The sequence below is a fragment of the Marinobacter halodurans genome, from assembly GCF_004327985.1.
In the GTDB taxonomy this organism is placed as follows: Bacteria; Pseudomonadota; Gammaproteobacteria; order Pseudomonadales; family Oleiphilaceae; genus Marinobacter_A; species Marinobacter_A halodurans.
Genome location: NZ_SJDL01000005.1, coordinates 113,048 through 127,716, shown reverse-complemented (window position 1 = coordinate 127,716; position 14,669 = coordinate 113,048). Strand labels below are relative to the sequence as shown.

The following is a 14,669-nucleotide window of genomic DNA, read 5'->3' as shown; positions in this document are numbered from 1 at the left end:
CGCCCTTCCTGCAAGCGTAGCCGCTTCCCGCAAATCCTTAAAATTCAGTTAATCACCTGACCTGACGCGGGCGTAATGGGTATCATGTGCAGCAACTGTACAGGAGTTCCCCATGCCCAAGCATTACCCCAAGGCGCATCCGTGGCGCCGTCCGCTGATCGCCATCGAATTCTCGGCACTGGCTGTCCTGCTGGGATCCATGCTCCTGATGGGCCGCCTGGCCGGTCCCGACGGCCAGGTCAATCCACTCTGGCTGCTGGTCCCGGCACTGTCGAGCCTGGCCGTGTTCCTCAGCTTTATCGGACTGATGTACCTGCGCTGGGTGGCCAACGTCGAGCAGACCGCCGCCGTAAAACACAAGATCGTTTTCGGCCTGCTGACCGTCACGCTGTTGGGCGTATGGGCCTACGCCATCACACGAACCTGGCTCAGCCTCTGACCCCTCACAGGACAACGGACAAGGACGGAACCCGCTATGCAACGACTTCCCGCGCTTTGCCTGGCCCTGACCGCCCCACTGGCGGCCGCCCAGGAGGCCGCGCACGATTACACCGGGTTTGCCTCGGACGACTGCGCCCTGATCGAGAACGGCGTCCAGCGGCTGGCGTGCTATGACGCCATCATCGATCCGGAAAAGGCCCGCGAGCGCGCCAGTGAGGAGCGCATCGAGCGGGCCAACAAGGTCACTGAAAACCTGAAACTCGGCACCGGCCGCACCACCGATATGGGCCGGGACTCAGACCAGGACGCCGCCACGCAGCAGGGCGATACCGCGAATTCACTGGTCGACCGCTATTTCGCCACCGAACAGGCGTTGTTTTCTTTCTCCGGCAGTTTCGTGACCCACCGGCCCACATACATCCTGCCGTACACCTACATGCACCACCCGAACCAGCATCCCTACAGCCCCACAAATGGTCGGATGAGCTACGACAAGCCGCTGAACTACGACGAAGCCAAGTACCAGATCAGCTTCAAGGTGCCCCTGCTGACCGGGATGTTCGACAAGCGCCTGACCCTGTGGTTTGGCTACACCCAGCTGTCGTTCTGGCAGGTCTACAACAACGATGCGTCCAAGCCCTTCCGCGAGACCGATTATGAGCCGGAATTATTCGCCCGCTATGCCACCCAATGGGATATCGGGCCGGGCCGACTGGAAGCGGTCACCCTGGGCCTGAACCACCAGTCCAACGGCCAGTCCGAGCCCCAGTCCCGCAGTTGGAACCGGATTATGGGCAGCGCGGCCTACACCTGGGACCGCTGGCTGTTCCTTGTCCAGCCCTGGTACCGCATCCCGGAAAGCAAATCCGAGGACGACAACCCGGACATCGACAAGTACCTGGGTTACGGCGACTACTGGGCGGTCTACAAGATCGATAACGACCGCACCCTGTCCCTCAAGCTGCGCAACAACTTCCGGACCGGCGACAACAAGACGTCGTTCCAACTGGGATACAGCTTCCCGGTGGGGGAAACCATCAAGGGTTACGTGCAGTACTACAACGGCTACGGCGAGAGCCTGATCGACTACAACGAGCGCATCCAGCGGATCGGCATCGGCATCATGCTGAACGACTGGCTGTAAGCCACACAAGTTGCCTGTTTCCATAAAAAAGCCCCGCCGACAGTTTCCACTGGGCGGGGCTTTTGCGTCAGGCTGACAATCAGGCCACGTTGGCGGCGTTCAACTCGTCCAGTTCCCTGAGTAACTGGTCGGTCTTGGCCTCCATCAGCGCCTTGTCGCCGCGGGATTCCACGTTCAGGCGAACAACCGGCTCGGTGTTGGACATACGCAGGTTGAAGCGCCAGTCCCTGAACGCCACACTCAGGCCGTCCACATGGCTGATCGATTCGGCATCGGCGCCGTATTTCTCTTCGATGGCCTTGATGACGGCCGCCGGGTGATCGATGGTGCGGTTGATCTCGCCGCTGGCCGGATAGGCGTCGATACGCTCATCGATCAGTGACGACAGCGTCTGGCCGGATTGGCTGATGCGCTCGGCCAGCAGCAGCCAGGGGATCATCCCGCTGTCGCAGTAGGCAAAGTCGCGGAAGTAGTGGTGCGCGCTCATCTCGCCGCCGTACAGCGCGTCCTCGGCGCGCATGCGCTCCTTGATGAAGGCGTGGCCGGTCTTGCTCTCGACCGCGCGGCCACCGGCCTTTTCGACCAGGTCCTGGGTGTTCCACACCAGGCGCGGGTCGTGAATCACGGTACCGCCGCCCTGCTTGCCCAGGAACTGGTCCGCCAGCAGCCCGACGATGTAGTACCCCTCGATAAAGCGGCCGTTCTCGTCCCAGAAGAAGCAGCGGTCGTAGTCGCCGTCCCAGGCAATGCCCATATCCGCCTGGTTGGCCTTGACGGCCTTCTCGGTCACCGCACGGTTCTCGGTCAGGATCGGGTTGGGCACACCATTGGGGAAGTTGCCGTCCGGCTCGTTCTGCAGCTTGATGAAGCTGAACGGCAGGCGCTTTTCAAGCTTATCGATGACCCGCCCGGCCCCGCCGTTGCCGGCGTTTACCGTGATCGCCAGCGGCTTGAGGCTGTCCACGTCGATATAGCCCAGCAGGTGCTCGATATAGTCGTCTTCCGCTGCCAGCTTGTGGTAGGTGCCGGGCTGGCCGGCGTCCTCGAAGGCGTTGTCCAGGCGATCATGGATGTCGCGCAGACCGGTGTCGTTGCTGATCGGCTTCGAGTCTTCCCGCACCAGCTTCATACCGTTGTAGTCCTTGGGGTTGTGGCTGGCGGTGACCATGATGCCGCCGTCCATTTTGTAATGGCTGGTGGCAAAGTAAACCTGCTCGGTACCGCACAACCCGATGTCGTAGACATCCGCGCCGGCGGCCATCAGTCCCCGGCTGAGCGCCTCGGCCATCTCCGGGCTGGACAGGCGGATGTCGTAGCCAACAATCACCTTCCTGGCGCCGGTGGCGGCCACGTAGGCGCGTCCAATGCGCTCGGCCAGGTCCGGATTGAGTTGGTCGGGAATGCGGCCCCGGATGTCATAGGCCTTGAAGCACGAGTAAGCCATCAATATCTCCTTTGACTGGCATCAGTATTAAGCGGTTGGCGGTGTCGTTCAGACGTTTTCCGACGACACCGGTGTGGCCGTCTCGTCACCCGTCTGCGGGGTGCGGCCGTAGTTGTCCTGCAGGCGCTCGATGTCGTCCTCGCCGAGATAGGCGCCGGATTGTACCTCAATCAGTTCCAGCGGTATCTTGCCCGGGTTGGACAACCGGTGAACGGCGCCGATCGGGATGTAGGTGGATTCGTTTTCCGTCATCAGGAAGGTCTCGTCATCCCGCGTGACCTCCGCGGTACCGCTCACCACAATCCAGTGCTCGGCGCGGTGATGATGTTTCTGGAGCGACAACTGCTCGCCAGGTTTCACGCTGATCCGCTTGACCTGGAAACGGTGGCCGCCATCGACACTGTCGTAGCTTCCCCAGGGGCGATACACCTCGCGGTGGGCCTCCACTTCCGGGCGTTTGCCGGCCCGCAGCTGTTCCACCACCGTCTTCACTTCCTGCACCCGGTGACGCCGGGCCACCAGCAGGGCATCGCGGGTATCGATGACCACCAGGTCGTTCACCCCCAGCACCGTCACCAGACGATCCTTCGAGTGCACCAGGCAGCCCTGGGAGTCTTCCAGACAGGCCTCGCCCACCACGACGTTCTGCTTGTCGTCCTGCACCTGGGATTCCCAGTATGCGGCCCAGGACCCCAGGTCCCGCCAGCCGGCGTCCATCGGCACCACAACGGCGCTGTCCGTTTTCTCCAGCACCGCCCGATCCACGGAATCGTCCGGGCAATGCTCGAAGATCTCCGCTGGGATGCGGGAGAACTCCAGGTCCTGCCACACATGGCGGAACGCCAGCTGGCAGGTGTCGTAGATGTCCGGGCTGTGCGTTTTCAGCTCGTCCAGGTAGCGGTAGGCGCGGAACATCACCATGCCGCTGTTCCAGAAATGCCCGCCGTTGGCCAGCAGGCTCTCGGCGGTCGCATGATCCGGCTTTTCGGTGAAATGGGTAACGCGGAGTACACCCTCGCCTACGCTCTTATCCAGCTCAGCGCCGATGTAGCCGTAGTCGGTGTCCGGCCCGGTCGGCAACACGCCGAACAGCACCAGCGAACCGGCCTCCGCTGCCGCCTCACCACGAGCCAGGGCAGCCCGGAAGGCCTGTTCATCGCTCACATGGTGGTCGGCCGGCAGCACCAGCATGATCGCCTCCGGGTCCGTCGCGGCGACCTGCAATGCCGCCATGGCCATCGCCGGCGCGGTATTGCGGCCAAACGGCTCCAGCAGGATGGCCGACGGTTCGCAACCGATATCGGCCAACTGTTCGCTCAGGATAAACCGGTGCTGATTGCCCGCCACGATCAGCGGCGCCGAAACGCCATCCGACGGCAAGCGGGACAGCGTCTTCTGCAACAGGCTCTGGTCGCCCGCCAACTGCAGGAACTGCTTGGGGTATGCTTCACGGGACAGCGGCCACAGTCTTGAACCGGTACCGCCGGACAGGATTACTGGAATCATCTGGGTAGCCCTCCCTGAACGACCTCGCCCCCTGACTGCCGCGAGGATTCTCATACTACCGATGGCATGTGACAGTCCGATGCCATCGGTGCTACGGGCGTGCGGACTTCGCCTCGTTACAGGGACGCCTGCGACACCCGCACCGGAATCAATTCAATATCCGTGCCCCAGCCACACCGAAGGCGCAGGCTGGCGACAACGCCTATCGATAATACATAGGAATTCAACGCACTGACGGAACATTAAAAAGAGATAAAGACCGGGCAATGCCGCCACAGCCGTTTTTGGGGAATGCAGGGAGGGCACAAATGTCGGGCGGAAGCACCAAAAGTGGCGGGGAATCAGGGGATCTGTCAGCGAAGGGAAAATGTCAGCGAGGTACAAGGTGACCGCCGGGGAGGCGGCACCTTGTAATCCTGCAGGTCGTCATCAGCCGTCAGCGTGAGCGCTTTGCAGCTGGATGTAGTTCTGCACACCCATCTTGTCGATCATGTCCAGCTGGGTTTCCAGCCAGTCGATATGCTCTTCCTCGCTGTCGAGGATCGAGCGGAACAGAGCCCGGCTGGTGTAATCCTTGATCTCCTCGCAGTAGCCAATGGCTTCCTTGAGATCCTTGTGGGCGATCTGCTCGAGCTTCAGGTCGCACTCGATCATTTCCTTGACGTCTTCGCCGATCAGCAGCTTGTTGAGATCCTGCAGGTTGGGCAGCCCTTCGAGGAACAGGATACGCTCGATCAACTGATCGGCGTGCTTCATCTCGTCGATGGACTCTTCGTACTCCTTCGCTGCCAGGTGGGTGATACCCCAGTCCTTGTACATCCGCGAATGGAGAAAGTACTGGTTGATCGCCGTGAGTTCGTTGGCGAGAACCTTGTTGAGGTACTGGATGACCTTCTTATCACCCTTCATGACTGCGAGCTCCTTTCCTGATGCGTGGAATCAACAGGATAGACGGATTTCCCGCAATAAAAAATCGCAGCGGATAATGATTCGCAGTGTTAGCGGAGAGTCAGACGCAGGTTGCGCCTTGATCGGAGGGGAAGCGCGCAGGGCTCAACCCGTTCAGGCGGGTTGAGCCAGCATCGCAGCCAGATTCATATATTCTTCGGACTGACACTCACGCAGGATTTCACGAGCCGTTGCCGCACAGCGCCCACATTGACGCCCGACACCCATTTCCTTGCCCAACTGGCGCATGGAGCGACACCCTTCCTCGGCTGCCTGACGGATCTGGCGGTCGGTCACCCCATGACAGAGACATACGTACATATAGGCGATACTCATAGGCACTGTTAATGTTGTTGATAATTATTGTTATTAGCGAATGAAAATTCAACCCCTTCGCGTGATATTTGTGTAACGAATAACCAGCCGCGGGTTTACCGCCCAATCAACCACACAGGGCTGGACAGAAAGACGACTCACACGTAAGATTGCGCACTCGAAATCGCAGCCTCGCGCTGATTTTCGTTCCGCCCGTAGCTTTTATGCTGGGAGCGAAGCGAGCAGTGCAGCTGAGTCGTGCGCAGCACGACCGGTCAATGCGTTGCTCGAGTTCAAAAAGTTTACCGCCCGTAGCTCAGTTGGGCGGAAGCGGATAACGCGGAAGCAAAGCTTTCGCCCGCTGGAGCGGCCGCCGCGATGCAACGCGGCAGACTGGACCCGAAAGGGGAGCGTGACACGCTCTATCCAGTGCACCGCAAACTGAGCCGGACTCTTCATCTTTCGGAGTCTGAACAAGTTGATAACCGCCCGTAGCTCAGCTGGATAGAGCGTTGCCCTCCGGAGGCAAAGGTCATAGGTTCGAATCCTATCGGGCGGGCCATTTTCTCTTCAGAAAATGCCCCTTTCTCGGATTTCCAGTCACCCGTTTTTTGTCGCTTCGCTCCTGTTTTGTGCCGGGTGCCGTTCGCTACGCTGCGTTTGTCCACTGGACAAACGGTCGTTGCTCACCCTATCGGGCGGGCCATATTCCATAACAGGCATAGCCCGGTGCGGACCTTCTTCATGACAGCCTTCGACTGACTGCACCGCCAACGCCCATCCCAAGGCTTTGACGCTCCAATTTGCCATCGACTCCATTGATATCGCACGGGAATACGCCCTTCCCGAATCGGATTCCAATGTGAACACCCGCTGTACCGCTGGGCTCAAAGCCGTCTTTATCCGACAACTGTTGCCCCTCCCTGATTCTCACTTATCAACCGTACGGTTGATTTTATCCCTTCCGGACAATGGCTCTAATGAGTCCCTGGCGTTTGTGGTGATTCCTTTCTCACCTTCAGTGCGCACCCTTACAACAAGAACCAGCAACTCAACACACTGAGGACACATCCAATGAAAAGAGCGCTGAAACCATCACGCCTGACCGTACTACTGGGCACTTTTCTGGCGACGCTCTCCGGTTCCGCTTGCGCTTACAACCTGATCGATGAGAACGGCACGGAACTCAATCTCGATGTCGAAATCATGGTCGGCCAGTTCAGTAGCCAGGAAACTTACGGCAACCCGGAATCCAGCCCGTCCTGGACTGAAGGCTATGCCAAGTACGGCTTCTCGGGCAGCAAAACCATTGGAGACGGCAGCCTGTTCGGTGCTGCAAACGCTGTGTCATCCGGTACCTGGGGCGACGGTGATGCGCTGGGGGTCACTACAGGCGATGAGCGTGAAACCGACGTCGAAGACCTCTATGTCGGCTATCGCAACGACCTGTTCGAGCTCTCCGCCGGCCGCCAGAACATCACCATCGGTGACGGTTTTATCCTTAATGGTGATTCCCTTAACCTGGGCAAGGGCCCCGGTCCCAGCGAACTCAACCGCGGCGGCGCCTACTGGCTGGCCGCTCGCAAAGCGTTCGACAAGACCGCCATGCTTCGCGTCGGTGGGGACAAGGGACTTCGTTCCGATGTCTTCTGGTTCAAGTCGGATAACTACGCCCAGGCCCAGCCGGAAATGGCAGGTATCAATGTGGAATACGTCATGGACCAGGGCACCTTCGCGCTGATGCACCTCAGGGGCCTGGACGTCAATGACGACTGGGGCTTCGCCAATCGCGATGGCCAGAAGACGACCAGCCTCCGTTTCCAGGGTAACGCCGGCGTCGAGAACCTGTTCCTGTCCGCGGAGTATGTTGATCAGACCCAAGGTGACAGTAGCCCGGACGCAAACGCCTGGTATGCGGAAGCCGGCTGGACCTTTGCCGATGCCCCCTGGTCACCCAGTGTGCACTACCGGTACACCAGCTATGATGAAGGTTACGACCCGCTATTCTTCGGCTTCAATCGCGGATACGGCACCTGGTTCCAGGGTGAAGTGGCGGCCAACTACGCCGGCCCCTTCGGCACGGATTCCGACATCCACTACCTGAGCGTGAAAGCCAATCCATCCGACACCCTCACCGTCGGTGCCGGCTACTTCAACTTTACCGACACCAACGGTGGAACCGGAGACAATGACGCGCAGGAGCTTGATATCTGGGCCGAGTGGGTTGCCCACGATCACCTGATCATCAGCCCGCTGGTTGGCTTCTACAAACCGGACTCGGCGACCAGCACCCAGGGGAATGACAACACCAACACCTATGCCCAGGTGCTGGCCATCGTTCCTTTCTAAGCGCAGGAATAGAGCCACTAGAACGAGGGCCCCAATGGGGCTCTCCCATTGGAGGATTCCCGATGACAACGCAACTGTCACTCTTGATCAATGGCGAGAAGGTAGCAGGCAATGGCGCCTCCTTTGATGTGATCAATCCCGCCGATGAGACCATCCTGGTATCCGGAAAGATGGCCTCTACCGATCAACTGGATCAGGCGGTCGCCGCTGCGCGCCAGGCGTTCGCCACCTGGCGTACCACTCCGGAAGCAGAGCGTAGCGCCCTGCTGCACAGGATCGCCGACCGTATTGAGGCCAATGCCGACGAACTGGCCCGCATCATCGTGCAGGAACAGGGCAAGCCCCTGTTCCTGGCACAGGTGGAAGTGGGAGGCGCCGTCGCCTGGACTCGCTACAATGCCGACCTGGAGATTCCAGTCAAAGTAATCGAGGACAGCGACGAGAAACGCATCGAGGGGCATCGCAAGCCACTCGGTGTCGTCGCTTCAATTACCCCCTGGAACTGGCCACTGATGATTGCCATCTGGCACATCATGCCAGCGCTGCGCACCGGCAATACCGTGGTGTGCAAACCCTCCGGAATGACGCCGTTGAACACCCTGCGCCTGGTGGAAATCGTCAACGAGGTATTGCCAGCCGGCGTGGTGAACCTGGTCCTCGGGGAGCGTGAGATCGGGGAGGCCATCAGCCGCCACCAGGATATCGACAAGATCATTTTCACGGGCTCAACACCCACCGGTCAGGACATCATGACCCATGCGGCCGGCAACCTGAAGCGCCTGACCCTGGAGTTGGGCGGGAACGATGCGGGCATTGTCCTGCCGGGCACCGATGTGAATGCGGTCGCCGAAGGCATCTTCAACACCTCATTCATCAATATGGGTCAGACCTGTGCTGCGCTCAAACGCCTGTATGTCCACGACAGCCTGTACGACAGCCTCTGCAGCAGGCTGGCAGACCTGGCACAGGCCCAGGTCGTCGGCGACGGGCTCGAGGAAGGCACAACGTTCGGCCCCGTCCAGAATGCGGCCCAGTTCAACATCGTCCGCGAACTGGTCGAGGATGCCAGGGCCAAAGGCGGTCGGATCCTCAGTGGAGGCGAACCCGTCAATGGCAAGGGCTATTTCTACCCGCCGACGATCGTTGCCGATGTCAGCAACGGCGTGCGCCTGGTGGATGAGGAGCAGTTCGGCCCCGCGCTACCGGTGATCCGGTACAGCGACGTGGACGAAGCGATCCGTATGGCGAATGATTGCCCGTTCGGCCTGGGCGGCTCCGTCTGGGGCAGCGATCTCGATGAGGCAGAGCGCGTCGCGCGTCAACTGGAGAGCGGCACGGTCTGGATCAACAACCACGCTGAAGTTCTGCCCCATGCTCCCTTCGGTGGCTGCAAGCTGTCCGGGTGTGGCGTGGAATTTGGCGTTGAGGGCCTGCTGGAGTACACCCAATTGCAGGTTATCAACCTCAGGAAATAGGCGATTCGATCGAACGATGTCTCGCTCCCACTGGGATTAACCAGGTTTATCACCTCGCCGAATGACGATGCTTTGGCCTCCCTTATCGGAGGCCTTTTTTATGTTCGGCACACCGCTCCTGACGGCATCACACAAGAGCAACAGAGGCCCCGTCCATCACCTTTCCAACGGGCGCTGCCCGTAATCAACCGTATGGTTGATAGGCACCAAAGTCCGCATGAACTCTAATAAAGCGGTGTCTAGTTACGAGGGCATGAGTGATGCTTCCGAAGATAAATACAATCCTTTACGCCTCGGATATCAGCCCCGGCAGCCGGCCAGCCTTTCGCATGGCCGTCGAACAGGCACTGCAGCATGATGCGCAGATCATATTCATTCATGCCGTCGAACCCTTCAACAGCGTCGCCACCGAAATTCTCGACGACTACCTGCCACGCGAGGCCAATGCAGCCCACACCACGGCCTGGCTGGATAGTTACAAAGAGCGGATCACGACACGCATACAGAGATTTCTGGACTCCGAGATGCCAGACGGGGTTCATCTGCAACGCCAGATACAGACCAAAGTACTCGTCGGCCCTCCGGCAAAAGTCATCGTAAGAAGCGCCGACAAACTGTCTGCCGATCTCATTGTCATGGGAGAGCGCAGTGCCTCCACAGCGTCCCGAATATTCCTGGGCTCAACGGCGCAAAAGGTACTTCACCATTCCCGGATTCCAGTGCTGATCGTGCCCCTTCCAGGTCCCAGTAAATCCAACAATGAATAACTGAAAGATGGGAGTTCACCATGCCAATAGAATCCAGAGAAACGCCCTCCATACCGGTCACCAATACAACGTTCTTCTCGTGGGCAACAAGACATGCCCACTGAATGGCTCGACGGCACACTCGTGAATCGACCTTATTCCCACTCGGCCCCGGAGCGTTCCAAGCGGCGACTCCAGGCCCCATGACCAGTCTGTAGCTATGAACCCGACTCAATCAGAAACGCTGCCCCCCCAACCGGAAGCCCGGACCACCGAGGACAGTGATGAGGTCCTGCAAGAGCGCTCCTATGGCACTTATCGCCTGCTATTCGCGGTATCTCTCGTTTTCCTGTGCCTGGTGCCGACCCAGGCATCCTGGGTATCCACAACGCGGGGCTGGTATACCCAGCCAATGCTGGGGTCTCTTCTCGGATTATCCATCTTCTCCCTGTTTTCGCTGTACCGCGTCATACAGTCATTCAGGGTGAAATCCAGTGAATCGACCGCCCGGAATGGCAACATCATCGAGAATGCCTTTGAAGCGCTGGAAAGCTATCGCACGGCACTGGTGGCCTCGGCCCTGTTCTTTGTCTATATCGAGTTGCTCGATGTCATCGGCTTCATGCTGGCGACCACCCTCTTTGTCACCACCCTGCTGTGGATGTCCCGCCTGCTCAATCGCACCTGGTTGATCTCAGCCCTGCTGACCGTCGCCGCTTTGATCTTCATTTTCCGTTTCGTCCTGCATATCTGGCTTCCCGACGTCTGGCTCTACTCCCTGCTGCCAAACGATCTGGCCGATTTTGCAAACCAGTATCTATAGGAGGCCTTAGGGATGGATACACTGCTCTTGGGGCTGAATGAAATCGGCCACATGAATGTACTGCTGGCGATCGTGCTCGGTGCGTTGATCGGCGTGACGATCGGCTCGATTCCCGGCCTTGAACCGGCCGGTGTCATGGCCATCCTGTTACCTCTGAGTTTCACGATGGCGCCGCTCGCCGGCGTGTCCCTGCTGCTGGGGGTATATGGCGGCGCCTGGTATGGCGGTGCGATACCCGCCATCCTGATGAATACACCGGGCACGCCTGTGGCGGTATTGACGACCTACGACGGCTACCCCATGGCCCAGCGGGGCGATGGAAAGAAAGCCCTTTCCATCGCCTACACCTCATCCTTCGTGGGCGGACTGATCAGCGTTTGCTCCCTGGTCCTGCTGGCCCCGACCCTTTCCCAGGTCGCCCGACAGTTCGGCTCCGCCGAATTCGCCATGCTTGCGGCGCTGGGCATGATCTTTGTGGTGCTGGCACACCGCAACCACGTTGTTGAGGCGGCCATGATGCTGGGACTGGGTATTTTCCTGGGAACCATTGGCCTCGACCGGTCCTACAGCGTCCAGGTATTCACCTTCGACTCTAACTGGCTGCTGGGCGGCATCCCGCTGGTGCCCGCCGTCATCGGCCTGTTTGCCATGTCCCAGGCCTTCGTACTCCTGTCGCAGCGGGGCAACGATGCGTCCAGGACCGAGCTGAAAGGCGAGGGCATGTTCTCGGGCCTTTTCACCCTGATCAAGTACAAAGTCACGGTTATTCGTTCCGCCGCCTTGGGCGTCGTGATGGGCCTTCTGCCGGGCGTTGGCGAATTCGGGTCGCAGTTCTTCTCCTACACCCTGGCGCAGAAGTTCTCGAAGACCCCGGATCAGTTCGGCCAGGGGGCGCCTGAAGGCATCATTGCCTCCGAAACGTCCAACAACGCCGTGACGGCATCCGTGATGGTTCCGCTGCTGGCGTTCGGCATTCCCACCGATGCACTGATGGCGATGCTATTGGCCGTATTCATGGTGCATAACTACATTCCCGGCCCAACCCTGTTTGTCGAACGTCCCGAGTTTATCTCAGGCCTCTATCTGTCCCTGTTCCTGATGAATATCGTGGTGTTCGTATACCTGAGTTTCGCGACTCGCTGGATCGTCAACCTGACCCGGATACGCGGCCGCTTCATCGGCGCCTTTATTCTCGTGCTCGGCTTCATCGGCAGCTACAGCCAGAACTACCGATTCACGGATGCCCTGATCGCCCTCGGCTTTGCCGTTTTCGGCTACCTGCTCAGGAGAGCGAATATCCCCGCCGTACCGATCATTCTCGGCCTGGTGCTGGGTCCGGTGTTCCTGAACCGGTTCCGCCAGGCCATGGGTGTCGCGAGCGGCGATCTCAGTGTGTTCGTTAGCCGGCCGATCAGCCTGACCCTTTTCCTAATGATTGTCCTGTCGCTGGGCGCCTTTGCCTGGGGAGCCCTGCGTAAGAAAAACTGAAGGAAAACAGCCAGCCGGATGTGTCCCGCAACAGCAGGGCCCATCCGGGCGCACCTTTCTGCTTGACAGGGGACCGTCTTTCGCGCTAATAACGTTAATATGTTAACTTTATATTAATAACAATTAGCACGGGTGACTGTCATGAATAACAACTCGCTGGCACACTCGGTAGGGCTCTACAAGTTCCAGGAAGAATGCCTCGGCCTGCTCACCAATGTACTGGACGTACCCAAGGCCATCTCCTACCTCATCGACGAAAAGGGTAAGCCTGTCTGCTACCGGGCTCACCGGGTACAGGCGTCAATGCACCGGGAATACCTCAACACCTACCATAAATACGACCCACTCTACCCCACACGGTTTTACGACAAGAGCGCTGACGTGGTCAGGATGTGCGATCTCGTGTCCTATCGCGAACGCAATGAACACCCCTATTTCCAGGAGTTCATCGAACCTTGGGGCGTGCGGGATATCATCGAGATCTTTCTTCGCATCGACAATCGTCTTGCCGCGGGCTTTGCCCTGTTTAACCTGTCCAGCCAGCCGGATATCGACAACGATTACGTGCACAAGGTGACCAAGCTCCATGACTTCATGCAATTTTCCCTGGAGCAAACCAGCGCATCCCCCAAGAACAGGGAATTCGATCACTTCTGCAACACCTTCGGTTTGACCAACAAGGAACGAATGGTGGTGGAGCTGGTCGCGCAGGGGCTGCCCAACAAGTCGATTGCCAATAACCTGGATTGCGGACTGGCCACCGTAAAAACCCATTTACAGCACATTTTCCAGAAGCTCTCGATCAACAGTAAGAACGAGCTGATCGCCCTCCTCTACTGGGAGCACTGATGACGACATCCGTCGCCGAAAACGGGCTGCAGGGCATGGGCATAAAACGGCTGACGGGTATAACCGCCATCAAGGTCAGCCTGGATGGCGATTCAGGTCGGAACAGGGAGGCACAGCGGGAATACCCAGGTCCCCGCCCGCACCTTCATCGAGCCTGCGGACGGGACGGTCCCGGTACGTGGTCCGGCCTGACGAATCGATGGGACGCCCCGGGAAATCGATCAGCGCGTACGGTAGAACGAGTCCAGCAGCACCGGGCTCTCCGGCAGGGTCGACCCGCCATCAACAGCCAACGTCTGGCCCGTCACGTAGGAGGCCTGCGCCGAGGCAAGATAGAGCATGGCGTAGGCGATATCTTCCGGCTGACCGAGCGCCCCCGCCGGGATCTGGCTTGCCATGGCCTGTTGCCCTTCCTCGTCGGTCAGCGCAGCCATCGCGGGTGTCAGGATATAGCCCGGCTCGACCCCATTGACCGTTATATTGTCGCGGGCAAACTCAATGGCCGCGGTTCGAATGAAGCCATTCAACCCGCTTTTCGAGGCGGCGTAGTGGGCCGTCTCCGGCATGGCGACCCTGGGCCCGGTCACCGAGGACGTGAAGATGATGCGACCGTAGGGTGCCTTGCGTAGATAGGGCGCCGCTTCGCGGGTAAGCCAGAAGGCCGCCTTCAGGTTCACGTTCAGCGTCGTTTCGAGTTCCTCGTCACCCAGGGATTCGATCGATCTTATGGGATAGACCGCCGCATTATGGATAACGATATCGATACGGCCGAATTGCTCGACCGTCTGCCGGACCAGGCGCGCGACATTGTCGCGATCGCCGATGTCACACTGGTGCAGGAACGCCGAACCTCCCGCATCCGTTATACGCCTGACGGTCTCTTCACCGGACGACGCGGTACGCGTCGCCACGATGACCCGAGCACCGTTTTCGGCGAAAACCCTGGCGACTCCGGCGCCAATGCCCTGGCCGGATCCTGTCACAATGGCCACTTTGCCAGTCAAGTCCACATGCATAGTTAAAGTCCGCTTCGATTCGGTTTCCCGGGTTACTTCGGAGGAGGTGGGCTGGACACCGTCCAGAGGCTGAGGCCGTTGTCACCGGATACATCACGTCGTCATGGAATGGGTGTCAGTGCCGG

The 14,669-nt window shown here is 59.3% G+C and carries 13 protein-coding genes and 1 tRNA gene; 9 read left to right on the top strand and 5 right to left on the bottom strand.

The window, feature by feature from the left end:
• Positions 1 to 112 precede the first annotated feature (112 nt).
• Both EZI54_RS04840 and EZI54_RS04835 read left to right on the top strand, forming a co-directional pair.
• A complete protein-coding gene (locus EZI54_RS04840; RefSeq protein WP_131479601.1) occupies positions 113 to 439 on the top strand; it encodes a hypothetical protein in 327 nt (108 codons plus the stop codon).
• A gap of 36 nt (positions 440 to 475) precedes the next feature.
• Positions 476 to 1,585, top strand: coding sequence for a phospholipase A (locus EZI54_RS04835; RefSeq protein ID WP_131479599.1), 1,110 nt, complete (start codon positions 476 to 478; stop codon positions 1,583 to 1,585).
• A gap of 79 nt (positions 1,586 to 1,664) precedes the next feature.
• Here the strand turns inward: EZI54_RS04835 and EZI54_RS04830 are convergent, their stop codons facing one another.
• From EZI54_RS04830 to EZI54_RS04815, 4 genes are all read right to left on the bottom strand, one after another.
• Positions 1,665 to 3,029 (bottom strand): phosphohexomutase domain-containing protein, encoded by a 1,365-nt coding sequence (locus EZI54_RS04830; protein WP_131479597.1) that lies wholly within the window; start codon positions 3,027 to 3,029, stop codon positions 1,665 to 1,667.
• 48 nt (positions 3,030 to 3,077) lie between these two features.
• Positions 3,078 to 4,535 carry a mannose-1-phosphate guanylyltransferase/mannose-6-phosphate isomerase gene (locus EZI54_RS04825; RefSeq protein WP_131479595.1) on the bottom strand — a complete coding sequence of 486 codons (1,458 nt, stop codon included), beginning with the start codon at positions 4,533 to 4,535 and terminating at the stop codon, positions 3,078 to 3,080.
• 429 nt (positions 4,536 to 4,964) lie between these two features.
• The gene (bfr, locus tag EZI54_RS04820) at positions 4,965 to 5,444 is read right to left on the bottom strand and encodes a bacterioferritin (RefSeq protein WP_131479593.1); all 480 of its coding nucleotides are present in this window, start codon (positions 5,442 to 5,444) and stop codon (positions 4,965 to 4,967) included.
• Positions 5,445 to 5,597: 153 nt separating this feature from the next.
• Entirely contained in the window at positions 5,598 to 5,804 is a 207-nt protein-coding gene (locus EZI54_RS04815) for a bacterioferritin-associated ferredoxin (protein WP_131479699.1), read from the bottom strand.
• Positions 5,805 to 6,283: 479 nt separating this feature from the next.
• On the opposite strand from EZI54_RS04815, the gene EZI54_RS04810 reads away from it, so the two are divergent.
• The 7 genes from EZI54_RS04810 to EZI54_RS04780 all read left to right on the top strand — a co-directional run bounded on the left by EZI54_RS04810 (position 6,284) and on the right by EZI54_RS04780 (position 13,528).
• Positions 6,284 to 6,360: transfer RNA gene (locus EZI54_RS04810), tRNA-Arg, on the top strand.
• A 512-nt stretch (positions 6,361 to 6,872) separates the two neighbouring features.
• A complete protein-coding gene (locus EZI54_RS04805) occupies positions 6,873 to 8,147 on the top strand; it encodes an alginate export family protein (protein WP_131479591.1) in 1,275 nt (424 codons plus the stop codon).
• A 62-nt stretch (positions 8,148 to 8,209) separates the two neighbouring features.
• Positions 8,210 to 9,622 (top strand): aldehyde dehydrogenase family protein, encoded by a 1,413-nt coding sequence (locus tag EZI54_RS04800; RefSeq protein WP_131479589.1) that lies wholly within the window; start codon positions 8,210 to 8,212, stop codon positions 9,620 to 9,622.
• A 260-nt stretch (positions 9,623 to 9,882) separates the two neighbouring features.
• Complete coding sequence (locus EZI54_RS04795) at positions 9,883 to 10,389, top strand: universal stress protein (RefSeq protein WP_131479587.1); 507 nt, start codon at positions 9,883 to 9,885, stop codon at positions 10,387 to 10,389.
• A 199-nt stretch (positions 10,390 to 10,588) separates the two neighbouring features.
• Entirely contained in the window at positions 10,589 to 11,191 is a 603-nt protein-coding gene (locus tag EZI54_RS04790; protein WP_131479585.1) for a tripartite tricarboxylate transporter TctB family protein, read from the top strand.
• A gap of 12 nt (positions 11,192 to 11,203) precedes the next feature.
• Positions 11,204 to 12,679: a tripartite tricarboxylate transporter permease gene (locus tag EZI54_RS04785; protein WP_131479583.1), complete on the top strand. Its 1,476-nt coding sequence runs from the start codon at positions 11,204 to 11,206 to the stop codon at positions 12,677 to 12,679.
• 141 nt (positions 12,680 to 12,820) lie between these two features.
• The gene (locus tag EZI54_RS04780; RefSeq protein ID WP_131479581.1) at positions 12,821 to 13,528 is read left to right on the top strand and encodes a helix-turn-helix transcriptional regulator; all 708 of its coding nucleotides are present in this window, start codon (positions 12,821 to 12,823) and stop codon (positions 13,526 to 13,528) included.
• A gap of 221 nt (positions 13,529 to 13,749) precedes the next feature.
• Here EZI54_RS04780 and EZI54_RS04775 read toward each other — a convergent pair whose 3' ends face one another.
• A complete protein-coding gene (locus tag EZI54_RS04775; RefSeq protein ID WP_131479580.1) occupies positions 13,750 to 14,544 on the bottom strand; it encodes an SDR family oxidoreductase in 795 nt (264 codons plus the stop codon).
• Positions 14,545 to 14,669 lie beyond the last annotated feature (125 nt).